17 protein-coding genes are annotated in these 15,480 nt (G+C 70.6%); 8 read left to right on the top strand and 9 right to left on the bottom strand.

Features of this window, described 5'->3' with window-relative positions; genetic code table 11:
• Positions 1–25: 25 nt before the first annotated feature.
• The 4 genes from sufC to OG439_RS03620 are packed head-to-tail and all read right to left on the bottom strand — an operon-like array spanning position 26 to position 4,285.
• Positions 26–796, bottom strand: a complete 771-nt coding sequence (sufC, locus tag OG439_RS03635; RefSeq protein WP_326947893.1) for a Fe-S cluster assembly ATPase SufC — start codon at positions 794–796, stop codon at positions 26–28.
• A 32-nt stretch (positions 797–828) separates the two neighbouring features.
• Entirely contained in the window at positions 829–2,001 is a 1,173-nt protein-coding gene (gene sufD / locus OG439_RS03630; protein WP_326947892.1) for a Fe-S cluster assembly protein SufD, read from the bottom strand.
• A gap of 2 nt (positions 2,002–2,003) precedes the next feature.
• Positions 2,004–3,452 carry a Fe-S cluster assembly protein SufB gene (gene sufB, locus OG439_RS03625; protein WP_284747204.1) on the bottom strand — a complete coding sequence of 483 codons (1,449 nt, stop codon included), beginning with the start codon at positions 3,450–3,452 and terminating at the stop codon, positions 2,004–2,006.
• The gene (locus OG439_RS03620; RefSeq protein WP_442792280.1) at positions 3,449–4,285 is read right to left on the bottom strand and encodes a helix-turn-helix transcriptional regulator; all 837 of its coding nucleotides are present in this window, start codon (positions 4,283–4,285) and stop codon (positions 3,449–3,451) included. Before OG439_RS03620 ends, sufB begins: the two co-directional genes overlap by 4 nt.
• Positions 4,286–4,428: 143 nt before the next feature.
• On the opposite strand from OG439_RS03620, the gene mptB reads away from it, so the two are divergent.
• From mptB to OG439_RS03595, 5 genes are all read left to right on the top strand, one after another.
• Positions 4,429–6,060, top strand: coding sequence for a polyprenol phosphomannose-dependent alpha 1,6 mannosyltransferase MptB (gene mptB, locus OG439_RS03615; protein ID WP_326947890.1), 1,632 nt, complete (start codon positions 4,429–4,431; stop codon positions 6,058–6,060).
• Positions 6,061–6,066: 6 nt separating this feature from the next.
• Entirely contained in the window at positions 6,067–6,993 is a 927-nt protein-coding gene (locus OG439_RS03610) for an ABC transporter ATP-binding protein (protein WP_326947889.1), read from the top strand.
• Positions 6,994–7,046: 53 nt separating this feature from the next.
• The gene (locus tag OG439_RS03605; protein WP_326951483.1) at positions 7,047–7,772 is read left to right on the top strand and encodes an ABC transporter permease; all 726 of its coding nucleotides are present in this window, start codon (positions 7,047–7,049) and stop codon (positions 7,770–7,772) included.
• A 183-nt stretch (positions 7,773–7,955) separates the two neighbouring features.
• On the top strand, positions 7,956–8,927 hold the full coding sequence (locus OG439_RS03600) for a COX15/CtaA family protein (RefSeq protein ID WP_326947888.1): 972 nt from the start codon (positions 7,956–7,958) through the stop codon (positions 8,925–8,927).
• 49 nt (positions 8,928–8,976) lie between these two features.
• Positions 8,977–9,894 carry an acyl-CoA desaturase gene (locus OG439_RS03595; RefSeq protein ID WP_326947886.1) on the top strand — a complete coding sequence of 306 codons (918 nt, stop codon included), beginning with the start codon at positions 8,977–8,979 and terminating at the stop codon, positions 9,892–9,894.
• Positions 9,895–10,088: 194 nt separating this feature from the next.
• On the opposite strand, the gene OG439_RS03590 is transcribed toward OG439_RS03595, so the two are convergent.
• The gene (locus OG439_RS03590; protein ID WP_326947885.1) at positions 10,089–11,282 is read right to left on the bottom strand and encodes a hypothetical protein; all 1,194 of its coding nucleotides are present in this window, start codon (positions 11,280–11,282) and stop codon (positions 10,089–10,091) included.
• A gap of 194 nt (positions 11,283–11,476) precedes the next feature.
• Between OG439_RS03590 and OG439_RS03585 the strand changes: the two genes are divergently transcribed.
• Both OG439_RS03585 and OG439_RS03580 read left to right on the top strand, forming a co-directional pair.
• Positions 11,477–11,662 carry a hypothetical protein gene (locus tag OG439_RS03585; protein WP_326947883.1) on the top strand — a complete coding sequence of 62 codons (186 nt, stop codon included), beginning with the start codon at positions 11,477–11,479 and terminating at the stop codon, positions 11,660–11,662.
• A gap of 106 nt (positions 11,663–11,768) precedes the next feature.
• On the top strand, positions 11,769–12,446 hold the full coding sequence (locus tag OG439_RS03580) for an alpha/beta fold hydrolase (RefSeq protein ID WP_326947882.1): 678 nt from the start codon (positions 11,769–11,771) through the stop codon (positions 12,444–12,446).
• On the opposite strand, the gene OG439_RS03575 is transcribed toward OG439_RS03580, so the two are convergent.
• Together OG439_RS03575 and OG439_RS03570 are read right to left on the bottom strand one after the other, a co-directional pair.
• A complete protein-coding gene (locus OG439_RS03575; RefSeq protein ID WP_326947881.1) occupies positions 12,443–13,306 on the bottom strand; it encodes an ATP-grasp domain-containing protein in 864 nt (287 codons plus the stop codon). The two genes, OG439_RS03580 and OG439_RS03575, sit on opposite strands and share 4 nt — an antisense overlap.
• Positions 13,303–13,608 (bottom strand): hypothetical protein, encoded by a 306-nt coding sequence (locus OG439_RS03570; protein ID WP_326954680.1) that lies wholly within the window; start codon positions 13,606–13,608, stop codon positions 13,303–13,305. The genes OG439_RS03575 and OG439_RS03570 overlap by 4 nt, the downstream gene beginning before the upstream one ends.
• 94 nt (positions 13,609–13,702) lie before the next feature.
• Between OG439_RS03570 and OG439_RS03565 the strand changes: the two genes are divergently transcribed.
• Positions 13,703–14,674: a quinone oxidoreductase family protein gene (locus tag OG439_RS03565; protein WP_326947879.1), complete on the top strand. Its 972-nt coding sequence runs from the start codon at positions 13,703–13,705 to the stop codon at positions 14,672–14,674.
• On the opposite strand, the gene OG439_RS03560 is transcribed toward OG439_RS03565, so the two are convergent.
• Both OG439_RS03560 and OG439_RS03555 read right to left on the bottom strand, forming a co-directional pair.
• Positions 14,664–14,900: a cold shock domain-containing protein gene (locus tag OG439_RS03560; RefSeq protein ID WP_326947878.1), complete on the bottom strand. Its 237-nt coding sequence runs from the start codon at positions 14,898–14,900 to the stop codon at positions 14,664–14,666. The genes OG439_RS03565 and OG439_RS03560 overlap by 11 nt on opposite strands.
• A gap of 10 nt (positions 14,901–14,910) precedes the next feature.
• Complete coding sequence (locus OG439_RS03555; RefSeq protein ID WP_247049199.1) at positions 14,911–15,471, bottom strand: FKBP-type peptidyl-prolyl cis-trans isomerase; 561 nt, start codon at positions 15,469–15,471, stop codon at positions 14,911–14,913.
• Positions 15,472–15,480 lie beyond the last annotated feature (9 nt).

Here is a 15,480-nt window from a genome sequence, read left to right as displayed (position 1 = left end):
CGGTGTAGTCCTGTGGTGGAGAACGTCAGAGCGCGGCCGGCTCGGGCTTGCCGGCGTACTTGACGTAGCCGTGCTCCTCCAGCTCGTCGGCCAGCTCCTTGCCGCCCGACTCGACGATCTTGCCGCCGGCGAAGACGTGCACGAAGTCCGGCGCGATGTGCCGCAGGATCCGGGTGTAGTGCGTGATCAGCATGACGCCGACCTCGCTGTTGGCCTTGTAGGTGTTCACGCCCTCGGAGACGACGCGCAGGGCGTCGACGTCGAGACCGGAGTCGGTCTCGTCGAGGATGGCGAACTTCGGCTTGAGCAGCGCCAGCTGCAGGATCTCGTGGCGCTTCTTCTCGCCGCCGGAGAAGCCCTCGTTGACCGAGCGCTCGGCGAACTCCTGCGAGATCTCGAGCTTGCCCATCTCCTCCTTGACCTCCTTGACCCACAGGCGAAGCTTGGGAGCCTCGCCGCGGACCGCGGTGGCCGCGGTGCGGAGGAAGTTGGACATCGAGACGCCGGGGACCTCGACCGGGTACTGCATCGCCAGGAACAGGCCCGCGCGGGCGCGCTCGTCGACGCTCATCTCGAGGACGTTCTCGCCGTCGAGCAGCACCTCGCCGGAGGTCACCTGGTACTTCGGGTGACCGGCGATCGCGTAGGACAGCGTGGACTTGCCGGAGCCGTTGGGGCCCATGATCGCGTGGGTCTCACCCGACTTGATCGTCAGGTTCACACCCTTGAGGATCTCCTTGGCGCCTTCGTCGGTGTTGACCGAGGCGTGCAGGTCCTTGATTTCCAGGGTAGCCATTCTTCGTTTCCTAAAGTCTGCGGTGGACGGCGTCAGGCGCCAACGGCTTCGAGCTCGGCCTCGATCGCGGCTTCGAGGCGCTCGCGCACCTCGGGGACGTCGATCTTCACCAGGATCTCGTGGAAGAACCCGCGCACGACCAGCCGGCGGGCGGCTTCTTCGGCGATCCCGCGCGACTGCAGGTAGAACAACTGCTCGTCGTCGAACCTTCCCGTCGCGCTCGCGTGGCCGGCGCCTTCGATCTCGCCGGTCTCGATCTCCAGGTTCGGCACGGAGTCCGCGCGCGCACCGGGCGTGAGCACCAGGTTGCGGTTGAACTCGTAGGTGTCGGTGGCCTCGGCCGCGGCCCGGATCAGCACGTCGCCGATCCACACCGTGTGCGCGCCCTCGCCCTGCAGCGCGCCCTTGTAGCCCACGCGCGACTTGCAGTTGGGCACCGCGTGGTCGACGAAGAGGCGGTGCTCCTGGTGCTGGCCGCCGTCGGCGAAGTAGACGCCGAGCATGTCGACGTCGCCGCCCTTGTCGGCGAAGGTCGCCGTCGGCGAGACGCGGACCAGGTCACCGCCCAGGGTGATCACGGTGTGCCGCAGCGCGGCGTCGCGGCCCAGCTTCAGGTGCTGCTCGGAGACGTGCACCGCGTCGTCGGCCCAGTCCTGGACGCTGACCACGGTGACCTTGGCGCCGTCGCCGATGACGAACTCGACGTTGTCGGCGTAGGTGCCGGAGCCGACGTGGTCCAGCACGACCACGGCTTCGGCGAACGCCTCGGCGCGGACCTGCAGGTGCCCGTAGGCGACCTTGCCCTCGCCCGGGCCGTGGATGCGCAGCACGGACGGCTTGGACGCCTTCGTCTCCTTGGGCACCGTCACGACGGTGGCCTTGGTGAACGAGGAGTAGGCCTGCGCGGCGACGCGGTCGCTCGGCACGCCGGCCTGGCCGAGGCGCGCGTCGTCGCGGCCGACGGTCTCGATGGTCAGCTCGGGGGCGGCGTCGAGGTCGAGGGTGATCTCGCCGGTGGCGGGCGCGCTGCCGTCGTGCAGGCCGCGCAGCCGCTTCATCGGCGTGAAGCGCCAGTTCTCCTCACGGCCGCCCGGGACCTCGAAGGCCTCGACGTCGTAGGAGGTGAAACGCTCCGCGCGGGAGGCCGCCGGAATGACGGCCCCCTCGCGGAGAGCTTCGGAAACGTTGTTCTCGGTAACCGACATGACTAGCCGACTGACCCTTCCATCTGGAGCTCGATCAGGCGGTTCAGCTCGAGCGCGTACTCCATCGGCAGCTCACGGGCGATGGGCTCGACGAACCCGCGCACGATCATCGCCATCGCCTCGGCCTCGTCGAGGCCGCGCGACATCAGGTAGAACAGCTGCTCTTCGCTGACCTTGGACACCGTGGCCTCGTGGCCCATGGACACCTCGTCGTTGCGGATGTCCACGTACGGGTAGGTGTCCGAGCGCGAGATCGTGTCGACCAGCAGGGCGTCGCAGACGACGCTGGAGCGCGAGTGGTGCGCCCGCTTCGCCACGCGGACCAGGCCGCGGTACGAGGTGCGGCCGCCGCCGCGCGCCACCGACTTCGACACGATCGTCGAGGAGGTGTACGGCGCGAGGTGCTCCATCTTGGCGCCCGCGTCCTGGTGCTGGCCCTCGCCCGCGAACGCGACCGAGAGGACCTCACCCTTGGCGTGCTCGCCCATGAGGAAGACCGACGGGTACTTCATGGTCACCTTGGAACCGATGTTGCCGTCGATCCATTCCATGGTCGCGCCCTCTTCGCACTTGGCGCGCTTGGTGACCAGGTTGTAGACGTTGTTCGACCAGTTCTGGATGGTCGTGTAGCGGCAGCGGGCGCCCTTCTTGACGATGATCTCCACGACCGCCGAGTGCAGCGAGTCGGACTGGTAGATCGGCGCCGTGCAGCCCTCGACGTAGTGCACGTAGGCGTCTTCGTCGACGATGATCAGGGTGCGCTCGAACTGGCCCATGTTCTCGGTGTTGATCCGGAAGTAGGCCTGCAGCGGGATGTCCACCTTGACGCCCTTGGGCACGTAGATGAACGAACCGCCGGACCACACCGCCGTGTTCAGCGCGGAGAACTTGTTGTCGCCGGCCGGGATGACCGAGCCGAAGTACTCCTCGAACAGCTCCGGGTGCGTCTTGAGCGCGGTGTCCGTGTCCAGGAAGAGGACACCCTGCTTCTCGAGGTCCTCGCGGATCGAGTGGTAGACGACCTCGGACTCGTACTGGGCCGCGACACCGGCGACGAGGCGCTGCTTCTCCGCCTCGGGGATGCCCAGCCTGTCGTACGTGTTCTTGATGTCCTCGGGCAGCTCTTCCCAGCTCGTGGCCTGCTTCTCGCTGGAACGCACGAAGTACTTGATGTTCTCGAAGTCGATCCCGGAGAGGTCCGCGCCCCAGTTGGGCATCGGCTTCTTCTCGAAGAGCTTGAGCGCCTTGAGTCGTGCTTCGCGCATCCACTCCGGTTCGGACTTCTTCCCGGAGATGTCGGTGACGACATCCTCGTTCAGCCCGCGACGGGCGCTGGCGCCCGCCTCGTCGGAGTCGGCCCAGCCGAACGCGTACTTGCCCAGGGACTCGATGGTCTCTTCCTGGCTCAAGGGCGCGGTGGTGGGAGTGCGCTGCTCGGCAGCGGCAGTCATGCGGGTTTCCCTCCATTCGGGATCCGTGCTGTGCGCCCAGAGGGCACCGTGCTGACCGGCTCGGGATGGGCCGGCTGACCCGCCGAAGCGGGTACGTGGGTGGTGCACACGGAATCACCGCGTGCGATGGTCGCCAGCCGCTGGACGTGGGTGCCCAGCAGCTTCGCGAACGCCTCGGTTTCGGCCTCGCACAGCTGCGGGAACTCCGCGGCGACGTGGGCGACCGGACAATGGTGCTGGCAAAGCTGCGCGCCGACGTTCTGTCGGAGGCCAGGCCCTTCTTGCGAAGAACTCAGTGTGCCGACCTGACGGGTCGACGCAGCGTAGCCCTCCCTGGTCAGCGCGGTCGCCAAGGCCTCCGCGCGCGCCGCCGGATCACTCGATCCGGTGATCGCCAGGCGGTGCGGCTCGACCAGGGACGCCACGCGACGCTCGGCGAAGGCGCGGACGGCGTCTTCGCCCGCGTGCTCGGCGAGGAAGCGGATGGCCGAGACGGCCAGGTCGTCGTAGGCGTGCCCGAACCGGGCGCGGCCGGACTCGGTCAGCAGGAAGAGCTTGGCCGGACGGCCCCGGCCCCGGGGTCCACGCCTCGGCGCGTCCCGGGTCTCGGCTTCGCCATCCGCGAGAAGCGCGTCCAGGTGCCTGCGGACGGCCGCCGGGCTGATCCCGAGCTGCTCGGCGACGACCACGGCGGTCATGGGACCCTGTTCCAGGAGCAGCCGGGCGACCTCACTGCGGGTCTTGCCCTCGGCGCTGACCTGCGACGGGACGGCGTTGACCGCGGTGCGGGGCGTGTCGCCACCCACCTGGTCCGCTGCCGCCGTCTTTTTCACAACACAAGTGTGTCTTATTTCCCGGCGGACGGCAAAGGCGGGGTCTTCGGCAGTGACCCGACTCACGCCGCACCGGCGGCGATACCCTGGCTCCCGTGGCTGTGGGCGAACTGGGTGAACATCCTGCACGGCAGGACCGGCAAGTGGCGGACATCGTCACCGGGAGTGCGCATCCGGTGACGATGTCGCCCGTCGAGCCCCGGGTGCCGCTCCCCCTGGAGGGTGACGAGCGGCGCGCGCTGAACGTCGTCCGGCGGTTCGGCACGGTCGGGTCCCTCTTCCTCGCGCTGGGCTCCCTCGGCGCCGGCGCCGCGCCGGTGATCAACCCGGTGCAGGAGATCCCGGTGCTGCGGCTGTTCACCCGCATCCCCACCGTGTCGCTGGCCATCGCCATCTCCGGCATGGGCATCCTGGTGCTCAGCTGGCTGATGCTCGGGAAGTTCGCCCGCCCGGACCGCGCGCGGCTCGCGTCGCAGGGCCAGCTCGCCCGCACGATCGCGCTGTGGGTGCTGCCGCTGCTGGTGATCCCGCCGCTGTTCTCCCGCGACGTCTACAGCTACCTCGCGCAGAGCGAGATCGTGCACCGCGGGATGGACCCCTACACCCTCGGCCCGGCGCAGGCCCTCGGCGTCGCCGACCCGTTCACCGCGGGCGTGTCGAACATGTGGCGCGAGACGCCGGCGCCGTACGGCCCGCTGGTGCTGCGCCTCGGCGGCTGGCTCGCGCCGATCTCCGGCCAGAGCATCGCGATGGGCGTGCTCCTGCAGCGCGTGCTCGCGCTGGCCGGGGTGGTCCTCATCGTCTGGGCGCTGCCGCGGCTGGCCCGCCGCTTCGGCGTCCAGCCCGCGACCGCGTTGTGGCTGGGCGCGCTCAACCCGCTGCTGATCTTCCACTTCGTCGCCGGCGCCCACAACGACGCGCTGGCCATCGGCCTGATGCTCGCCGGGCTGGAGGTGGGCATCCGGCGGCTGCCGATCCGGGTCAAGGGCGACACGCCCCCGCCACTGGCGCGCGGCGAGCTGCTCTACATCGGGCTCGGCGTCGCGCTCATCACGCTCGGCGTCGCGGTGAAGCTGCCGGCGGTGTTCGCGCTGCCGTTCTTCGCGGTGATGGTCGCGCGGCGCTGGCACGGCCGGCTCAAGGACCTCTTCCTGGCCGGGGCGCCGATGGCGGCGTGGTTCGGCGTCGTGCTGGTCGTGGTCTGCTTCGGCTCCGGGCTCGGCTTCGGCTGGCTGGGTGCGACGTTCAACACGCCCGGGCTCGTGCGCGCCTGGATCTCCCCGACCGCGGAGCTGGCTAACCTCTCCGGCGTGCTCGGCATCGCGCTCGGGCTGGGCAACCACACCAACGCGCTGGTGCCGATCCTCGGCGCGCTGGGCTACCTCGTCGCCGTCGCCATCACCTTCAAGTTCCTCTGGGACAGCTTCAAGTGGCGCTACCGGCCGATCATCGGCCTCGGCGTCTCGCTGGGCGCGGTGATGATCCTGCAGATCAACCTGCAGCCCTGGTACGTGCTGTGGGCGGTGATCCCGCTCGCCGCGGCCGCCGGGACGTCCCGGTTCCGGGTGGCCGCGACGGTGCTGTCCGCCGCCCTGCCGTTCCTGCTCCCGCCCACCGGCAGCACCTTCGACGGCCGCCCGTACGTGCTGCCGTTCGCCTACGTCGCGGCGATCGTCGTGTGCGGCGCGGGCATGCTCGTCGTGCGGCGTCTCGCGCCCGTCCTGCTCTCCAGGCCGTCCCCGCGGCTGCCCGCGCAGGCCGACGCCGTATCGTGACGCGATGTGAGTGCCCCCGCCGTCGAGATCACCGGGCTGGTGAAAAGCTACGGCTCCACCTGCGCGGTCGACGGTCTCGACCTGCACATGGAGCGCGGCGGCCTGCTCGCCCTGCTCGGCCCGAACGGGGCCGGCAAGACCACCACCGTCGAAATCTGCGAAGGCTTCCTGCGACCTGACGCCGGCTCGGTGCGCGTGCTCGGCCTCGACCCGCACCGCGAGTCCGCCGCCCTGCGCCCCCGGCTCGGGATCATGCCCCAGGGCGGCGGCGCCTACCCGGGCGTGCGCGCCGACGAGATGCTCAAGCTCGTGGCCTCGTGCGCCGCGTCACCACTGGATCCCGCCTGGCTGCTGGACATCCTCGGCCTGGCTTCGGTGCGCCGGACGCCGTTCAAGCGCCTCTCCGGCGGCCAGCAGCAGCGCCTTTCGCTGGCCTGCGCGCTGGTCGGGCGGCCCGAGCTGCTGTTCCTCGACGAGCCGACCGCGGGCATGGACCCGCAGGCCCGGCGCCTGGTCTGGGACCTGCTGGCCGCGCTGCGCGCCGACGGCGTCTCGGTGCTGCTGACGACCCACTTGATGGAAGAGGCCGAGGCGCTGGCCGACACCGTGGTGATCATGGACCACGGCAAGGTCGTCGTCTCCGGCGCGCCGCACACCCTGACGATCGACGAGAGCGGCACCGCGGGCCTGCGGTTCAAGGCCCGCACCCGGCTCGACACCAAGCTGCTGACGGCCGCGCTGCCGGAGGGCTACGACGTGCGCGAGTCGGCGCCGGGCACCTACGTCGTGGTCGGCTCGGTCGACCCGCAGGTCGTGTCCACGGTCACGGCGTGGTGCGCCCAGCAGGGCGTGCTGCCGGAGGAGCTGCAGGTCGGCCGGCGCACGCTGGAAGAGGTCTTCCTGGAGCTGACCGGACGGGAGCTGCGGGCGTGAACTTCGAGGCCGGCACCTTCACCCCCGCGCCCGGGCGCGGGTCGTTGACGCGGATGCTGCGGACGCACGCGCGCGTCGAGGCAAGCCTGACCCTGCGCCACGGCGAGCAGGTGCTGCTGACCCTGCTCATTCCCCTGGCCCTGCTGATCGGCCTGTCGCTGCTGGACATCCTGCCCGCGTCCCAGCTGGGCTCGACGTCCAAAGTGGACTGGATCACCCCGCGGATCCTGGCGCTGGCGGTGATGTCGTCGGCGTTCACCGGCCAGGCCATCGCGCTGGGCTTCGACCGCCGCTACGGCGTCCTGAAGCGGCTTTCGGCGACGGCGTTGCCGCGCTGGCTGCTGGTCGCGGGGCGGCTCATCGCCGCGCTGGTGGTGGTGCTTCTCCAGGCCGTGGTGATCGGCGTGGTGGCGGCGTTCCTGGGCTGGTCGCCTTCGGTTTCCGGGCTCGCTTCGGCGGTCCTGCTGCTGGTGCTGGGGACACTGGCGTTCGGCGCGCTGGGCGTGCTGCTGGGCGGGGCGCTGCGCGCGGAAGCCGTGCTGGCGCTGGCGAACATCGTCTGGTTCGTGCTGCTGCTGGCGGGCGGCATCCTGCTGGCGCCGTCCGCGCTGCCGTCCGGGATGGCGGTGGTCGTCGAGCTGCTGCCGTCGGGAGCGCTGGCCGAGGGCATGCGCGCGGCACTGGTGGACGGGTCGTTCGCGCTCGGGCCGATGGCGGTCCTGGTGGTCTGGGCGGTCCTCGCGGGCGCACTGGCGACCCGCACGACGAAGCTCACCTGACGCTCGGCGCAAGTTCTCGTGAGTGTTTAGAAGGGTTAGAACCCTCCTAAACACTCACGACCCCTGGTGTCACAGAGCCGGGTCCCGGTGACGGCGTGACCTTGGTCCCTTGTGGTCGCCGCCGCGTTCTGGGCGCCGGGACCTGCCGAAAGCCGGATTTCCGCGCGCTCTACCATCGATGCCGTGCCGTTCACCAGCCTTGTCGCCCGCCTGCCGTATCCCTCCGCCGCGATCCAGCGGGCCGTCGGGATCGCCGCGGTCCTGGCGCAGGCGCTGATCGGCGTCACCGGCTCCATCGTGCGCGTCACCGGGTCCGGGCTCGGCTGCCCGACCTGGCCGCAGTGCGTCGCCGGCAGTCTCGTGCCGAAGCACGACTCGGGCATCGACGCGCTCAACCAGTGGATCGAGTTCGGCAACCGGATGCTGACCGGCGTCGTCATCGCCGTCGCCGCGATCGCCGTCCTCACCGCGTGGCGCGTCCAGATCGACCACCCGTCGCGCAAGCGCCTGGTGAAGCTGGCCTGGACGATGCCCGGCGGCGTCGTGCTGCAGGCCGTCGTCGGCGGCATGACCGTGCTGGCGAAGCTGGAGTGGTGGACCGTCGCGATCCACTTCCTCGCCACCACGCCCCTGGTCTGGCTGGCCGTCCTGCTGCTGCGCGCGTTCCGCGAGGGCGACGAGCCCGCGCGGTCGCTGGTCCCGGCGTCGGGCCGCAAGCTGCTGGTCGTGCTCGCCGTCGTGATGTGGCTCGTGCTCGCGGCCGGCACCACGGTCACCGGCGCCGGCCCGCACAGCGGCGACATCAACACCCACCGCCTCGCCGTCTCGGTCGAGACGCTCGCCCAGATCCACGGCGGGCTGCTCATCGCCTACCTGCTGCTGCTCGCGGTGTTCGGCCTGCAGCTGCTGCGCGCCGGCGCGCCGAAGGGCCTGTGGCAGCGCTACACCTGGGTCTGGGTGGTCGCGCTCGCGCAGGGCGGGCTCGGGTCGCTGCAGTACGCGCTGGGCGTGCCGGAGGCGATGGTGTCGTTCCACGTGCTCGGCGCGATGACCGTCATCGTCGCGACGGCGTCCCTGTGGGCCGGCAGCCGCGACCGCGGCCCGGTCGTCTCCCTGACGGCCGCGCCGAGCGAACCGGAACTCGCCACCGCCTGAGCAACAGTCGGCCACGCCGCTGTAACTCGGGCAGGCTACGGTTCGCGCCATGACGACGCGCTCCGCGCCCAAGCCACTCATCTCCCACAGCCGCGGCACCGGTGAGATGATCGTGCTCAAGACTTTCCTGCTGGTGCCGTTCGCGGCGCTGCTCGTGGCCGTGCCGCTGGTGTGGGGCTGGGGCATGACCTGGATCGACCTGATCCTCGCCGCGGTGTTCTACGTCTTCGCGACGCTGGGCGTGACCGTCGGCTTCCACCGCTACTTCACGCACGGCGCGTTCAAGGCGAGCCGGCCGCTGCGGATCGTGCTGGCCGTCGCGGGCAGCATGGCGGTGCAGGGTTCGGTGATCTTCTGGGTCGCGAGCCACCGCCGTCACCACGCCTTCGCCGACCGCGAGGGCGACCCGCACTCGCCGTGGCTGTTCGGCACGTCGCCGTCGGCGCTGCTGCGCGGGTTCTGGCACGCGCACATGGGCTGGATGTTCGGCCGCGAGGTGACCAACGCCGACCGCTTCGCCCCCGACCTGGTGGCGGACGCGGACCTGCGTGTCGTCAACCGCTTCTTCTGGCTGTGGATCACGCTCAGCCTCGCCCTCCCCGCGGCCCTCGGCGGCCTGCTGACCTGGTCGTGGTGGGGCGCGGTGACGGCGTTCTTCTGGGCCGGCCTGGTCCGCATCGCGTTCCTGCACCACGTCTCGTGGTCGGTGAACTCGATCTGCCACCTGATCGGCGAGCGCCCGTTCGCCAGCCGCGACAAGGCCGCGAACTTCTGGCCGCTGGCGATCCTGTCGATGGGCGAGTCCTGGCACAACTCCCACCACGCCGACCCGACGTGCGCGCGGCACGGGGTGCTGCGGGGCCAGGTGGACGTCTCGGCCCGGGTGATCTGGGGCTTCGAGAAACTCGGCTGGGCGACCGACGTCCGATGGCCGCGGGTGGACCGGCTGGCCGCGAAGCGCGTCTGACCGCACGGTAACCTGCTCTCGCAGAGAGTGATTCTCTGTGCAAGAGATTCGTGAAGGAGACAGACTCGTGGAACACCGACACCACCACAAGCGTGGCGGTGGCGGCGGAGAAGGCGGCGGCAACACCGGCAACTGATCCACGCCATGTCTCCAGGGAGGGGAAGCCGCATCGGGCAGCTGCGGCTTCACTCCATTCAAATTCGGGGCCACCTGAAGGCGATCCCGTATTCCTCCCGCGGGTGGCAGTGCCCCTCGAAGGTGTGCTGCACGAACCCGTCCCCGACGTCGAGCAGACGCGGATCCCCCGTCGGCGGCCGGCGTAGCCTTTCGACTTCCAGCTGCTCCGCGTACCACCAGCAGGCTTCCGGCAGGCATTCCTCGTCGAAGTTGACCCGGATCGTCAGCCCGGCGACCGGTTCGCCCTTCTCGAGCTTCCCCGGCGCCACACCGTGGTGGTCGATGGCGACGGCGATCCACTGCCGCTCTTCATAGGAGCGCTCGTCGACCGCTTCGGAAGCGAAACCGTAGGACTCATTCAGCCGCAGCCTCCGCCGGAACCGCAGCCTGGGTACCACGGGATCGCCCGGGTACTCCCCCGGCAGCGCGACGAGGCGGCAGTTCCACAGGGCCTTGACGGGGAGATCGCCGAGGTTCCCGGACCAGCCGGTCACCGCGTGCACGTCGTAACCGTCGAGGCCGTCCGTGCGAGCCACGATGACCCGTTTGGTGAAGCGGCGCAACGCTGTCCGGCGACGCATGACGACGGTGACGACCATCTGTTCCACGAAGACCGGCTGCGCACCCTCGGACGGCGCACGGAACCCCTCCGCTCCCCCGGTTCGGGGCAGGGTTCCTTCCGCGGCCGAGCGCCCGATCTCCACGTAGGGCAGCCAAGCTTCCCCCTCGAGACGCGCGAGGGCTCGCGCCACGGCGTCGCAGAGCGTCCCGAGCGCGCTCCCCCACGCCCGGTTCATCGGCGTGTCCGACAGAGGTTCCCGGCTGCCGAACAGGCCGCGCACCTTGGCCAGCTGACGGAACCGGTCCTGGAGAGTCGGTGCCCAGCGCGCGCCGCCGTCCGGCACCGGCGGGAGCCGGAACGCGGCGAGCAGGGTGAAGTGCTCACGCGGTTCCAGCACCGAGCCCAGCTTGCCGATCCGGTCGACGACGAGCCCCCAGATCGCCAGTGCGCGCACCTCGGGCGTGGCGGCCGGCAGTGAAGCGGTCGGGTCGACAAGACAGGCGAGCGCGGTCGGGGAACCGCTCGCCGAGGATTCGATCGCGCGCCGGAGAGTTCCGAGCAGATCCCCGTCCTGCCGTCTGGCCAGCAATCCCAGTGCCGCCTTCTCGGGAGATTTCCCCAGGCGTTCACAGTCCGGCTGCGCCGTCACCGCGCGCCCTCCGCCGGCGATTCCGGACAAAGATCGACAAGCGGCGGAAGAACCGGACAGCGGCAGGAAAAGAAAAGCGCCGGTCCGACCGACAGAAACACCTTCGCACCATCAAAGATCATTCCTGGTCCCAGACTTCGAGAGGCACACTCGACACCATGGCGTACTAGTACACCATAGAGAGGGGTAGTGCAGTGGGCAAAGAAGTCGGCGGCCGACCGACGACCCGCGGAAGCGATTCCCGGGGGCTGCGGAAAGTGATCAAAGCCGGCCTGACCGGAATAGGCGGTCTTTACGTGATCACCGGATCCATCGCCGTCACCATGATCGGCGCGGTCGTCGTCCTCGCGCTGACGGTTGCGTACCGGGCATTCCGATGATCATCACGCGGCCAGGCTTCCGCTCAGTGGAAACCCGGCTGGTCCTTCGGCCGGGTTTCCACTGGGCTGGGCGCGCCTGAACCGCGCCAAGCCCCGTGGAGACCCGATGACGCGTCCGACCTTGCTGCTCGTTCACGGGGCCTGGCACGGCTCCTGGTGCTGGGAACCCGTCCGGACGCGGCTGGCCGACCGTGGGTGGCCGGTGGCGACCGTCGACCTGCCCAGCGTCGCACCCGCCGATGATCGGCCCGGGCTGCATGACGACGCCCGCGCGGTTCGTGAAGCCCTCGACGCGATCGACGGCCCAGCGGTCGTGGTCGCCCACTCCTACGGTGGGGCGGCGGTCAGCGAGGGCGCGGCCGGGGCGCCGAACCTCGCGCACCTCGTCTACGTCACGGCTTTCCAGCTCGACGCGGGCGAGTCGCTCCTCGGCACCGTCGGTGGGCAGCCGCCGTCGTGGTGGAAGGTCGACGGCGATCTGTTCTCCCCGCTGACCCCGCACGAGATCTTCTTCGGCGACGTCGACCCGGACACGGCGGCGGCCGCGATCGCGCGGTTGCGCCCGCAAAGCTACGCCGTCGCGAGTGACCGGCTCACCGCGGCCGCGTGGAAGGACGTGCCCAGCACCTACGTCGTGTGCGAGAACGACAACGCCATCCCGGTGTTCGCCCAGGAAGCGATGGCCCAGCGCGCCGGGCACGTCGAACGGCTGCCGTCGTCGCACTCGCCGTTCCTGTCGCACCCGGCGGAGCTGACCGCGATCATCGAGGCCGCCGCCGGCTAGGCCAGCTGCTGCCGCACCGCCGAGGCGAAGCGCATCGCCGCGGCCGGGTCCGTCTGGCGGAAGCCCAGCGACGGTTCCGTCAGTTCCAGCTCCAGCAGCAACGGCTTGCCGTCCGCGCCGCGGACCAGGTCCACCCTCGCGTACAGCAGCTCCGCGCGGAGAATGCCCAGCAGCGCCGAAGCCGCGTCCAGGACGTCCTCCGCCAGGGCGATCGCGTCGGCCGGCGGCTCGGCCTTCGCCAGCTGCTCCGTCAGGTACAGGCCCGAGGCGTCCATTGTGGACCCGAGCATCGCGCCCTTGGCGAAGGCGTGCGAATAGATGCCGCCGAAGTAGACCAGGGCCAGCTCGCCCTCGGTGTCCACACTGGACTGGTACGGCTGGATCAGGGCCGTGTGCCCGTCAGCGTGCAAGGAAGCCACGTGCGCAGAGGCGTCCGCTCCGGCGTCGAAGCGGGCCGCGCCGCGGGAACCCGCGCCGACCGACGGCTTGACGACGTACGCCGACTTGGGGAACTTCGCCGGCTCACCCGGCTCCACCAGGGTGGTCGGGACGACCGCCACGCCCGCGTCCAGCAGCTCGGCCAGGTACGACTTGTCGGTGTTCCAGCGCGCCACGGCCGCCGGGTTGCACAGCGCCGGCACGGACTCGCACCAGTCGAGGAACTCGGCGCGGCGGGGCGCGTAGTCCCAGGTGGCGCGCAGGATCACGGCGTCGGCGGCGGCGAAGTCGACGCGGGAGTCGTCCCAGGCCGCCCACGAGACGTCGAAGCCCAGCTCGGTCAGCGCCGCCGGGACGGCGTGCTCGTCGCCGTCGCCCTCGGGCAGTTCGGCGCAGCCGACGAGGATCGCGGTGCGGCTCACTTGCCGGCCATCTTGCGGCGGTGCGCGGCACCGATCTTGGTGGCCTTGACCGTCTCCGCGTCCCACGAAGCGGCTTCGAGGTCCTCGACGGCCTCGACCAGCGCCTCGCCGGTCGCGACGGCCGGCACGACGACGTCGCCGAGCGCGCCGTCGGCCCCGACCAGCACGACGCGGGCGCCGGCGCGGCCGATGTTCTCCACGACCGCGCGGGACGGCTTGCCGTGCGCCTTCACGAACTTGCGCGCCGCGGTCAGCTGGGCCGACGTGGGCGCAACCGTTTCTTCCGAATCCGAATCAGCCACGTCCCGAACCATAACCAACCAGGGACCGGAACGCGGAACAGCGTGGCGTCGGCCATAGTTGTGCCCGGTAGAAGCCCGACTCCGAGGAGGACGCATGCCCACCGCAGTGCAGGTGACGAAGACCGGCGGCCCGGAAGTGCTCGAACCGGCCGAAGTGGACGTCGCGGCCCCGAAGGCCGGCGAACTGCTGGTGGACGTCGCCGCGGCCGGGGTGAACTACATCGACACCTACCAGCGCCAGGGCGTCTACAAGATGGAGCTGCCGTTCGTGCCGGGCCTGGAGGGCGCGGGCACGGTCGCCGCGGTCGGCCCGGACGTCACCGGGTTCGCGGTCGGCGACCGCGTGGCCTGGCAGGGCTCGCTCGGCAGCTACGCGGCGCGCAAGGTCCTCCCGGCGTCGATCGCGGTGAAGGTGCCCGAAGGCGTTTCGCTCGAGACGGCCGCGGCGACCATGCTGCAGGGCGTCACGGCGCACTACCTGGTCGCGTCGACGTTCGAGGTGAAGCCGGGCCACGACGTGCTGGTGCACGCGGCCGCCGGCGGTGTCGGCCTGCTGCTGGTGCAGCTGGCGAAGGCCCGCGGCGCCCGGGTCTTCGGCACGGTGTCGACCGACGAGAAGGCCGAGCTGGCACGCGGCGCGGGCGCCGACGAGGTGATCCGCTACGACCGCGAGGACTTCGCGAAGCGGGTCCGCGAGCTGACCGACGGCGAAGGCGTCGACGTCGTGTATGACGGCGTCGGCAAGGACACCTTCGACGCGAGCCTGGCGAGCCTGAAGGTCCGCGGCCTGCTGGCGCTGTTCGGCGCGGCGAGCGGCCCGGTGCCGGCGTTCGACCCGCAGCGCCTCAACGCGGGCGGCTCGCTCTACCTGACCCGCCCCACGTCGGTCCACTACGCCCGCACGCGCGAAGAGCTGGACTGGCGCGCGAAGGAGCTGTTCGACGCCGTCCTGGCGGGCGACCTGGACATCCGCATCGGCGGCACGTACCCGCTCGCCGACGCACGCCGCGCCCACGAGGACCTTCAGGGCCGCCGGACGACGGGCAAGCTGCTGCTCATTCCGTGATCCACACGGCGCGCCAGTGGAACCCGTCCTGCTCGGCGCGCTCGACGGTGAACTCGACCTCGGCGCCCACGGTCAGCTGCCGGAACCCACCCGGCCCGACGCCGCGGCTGCCGGGGTCGACCATCGAGTAGTGCACCCAGACGGGGTCGTCGAAGCCCGGTGCTTCGACGACCCCCCAGCCGTCGTCGACGTGCCATTCGCGCACGCGACCGCGATGAGTGTCCACGGACCCGAGGCTACGAGGCCGGGACCGAGACCGCATCCGTGACGAAGACCAGCGTCTCGTTCGGCTGGATGCCCTGGCCGCCCTGGCCGTAGCCGAGGTCCGGCGGGATGATCAGCAGCCGGCGGGCGCCCTGCTTGATGCCGACCAGGCCCTGGTCCCAGCCCGGGATCACCTGGCCCGCGCCCAGCTGCAGGTCGAACGGCTCGCCGCGGTCGAACGAGCTGTCCAGCTTCTGCTTGTTCGACCAGGTCACCAGCGTGTAGTTCATCTTCAGGTCCTGGCCGGCCTTCGCGCCGTTGCCGGTGCCGTCGGACAGGTCCTTCGTGATCAGCTTCTTCGGCGGATCGCAGTCGTCGGGGATGGTGATCGTCGGCGCTTCGCCGAACTTGCCCGTCGACTTGACGTCGTCGGCGGTGCACTCGCGGCCCTTGCTCTGGGGCGCCTGCGCGGCCGACGACGACGGAACGGGCGGCCCCGCCGGTGCGGCCGTCTGGGTCTTGGTGTCCTGGCCGCACGCGGCCAGCGACAGCGCCGCCGCGGCGACGACCACGATCTTCCCGATTTTCTGCATGCCGGGGAG

It is taken from the genome of Amycolatopsis sp. NBC_01307 (assembly GCF_035975215.1).
GTDB lineage: Bacteria > Actinomycetota > Actinomycetes > Mycobacteriales > Pseudonocardiaceae > Amycolatopsis.
This window is presented reverse-complemented; position numbering and strand designations above follow the sequence as displayed.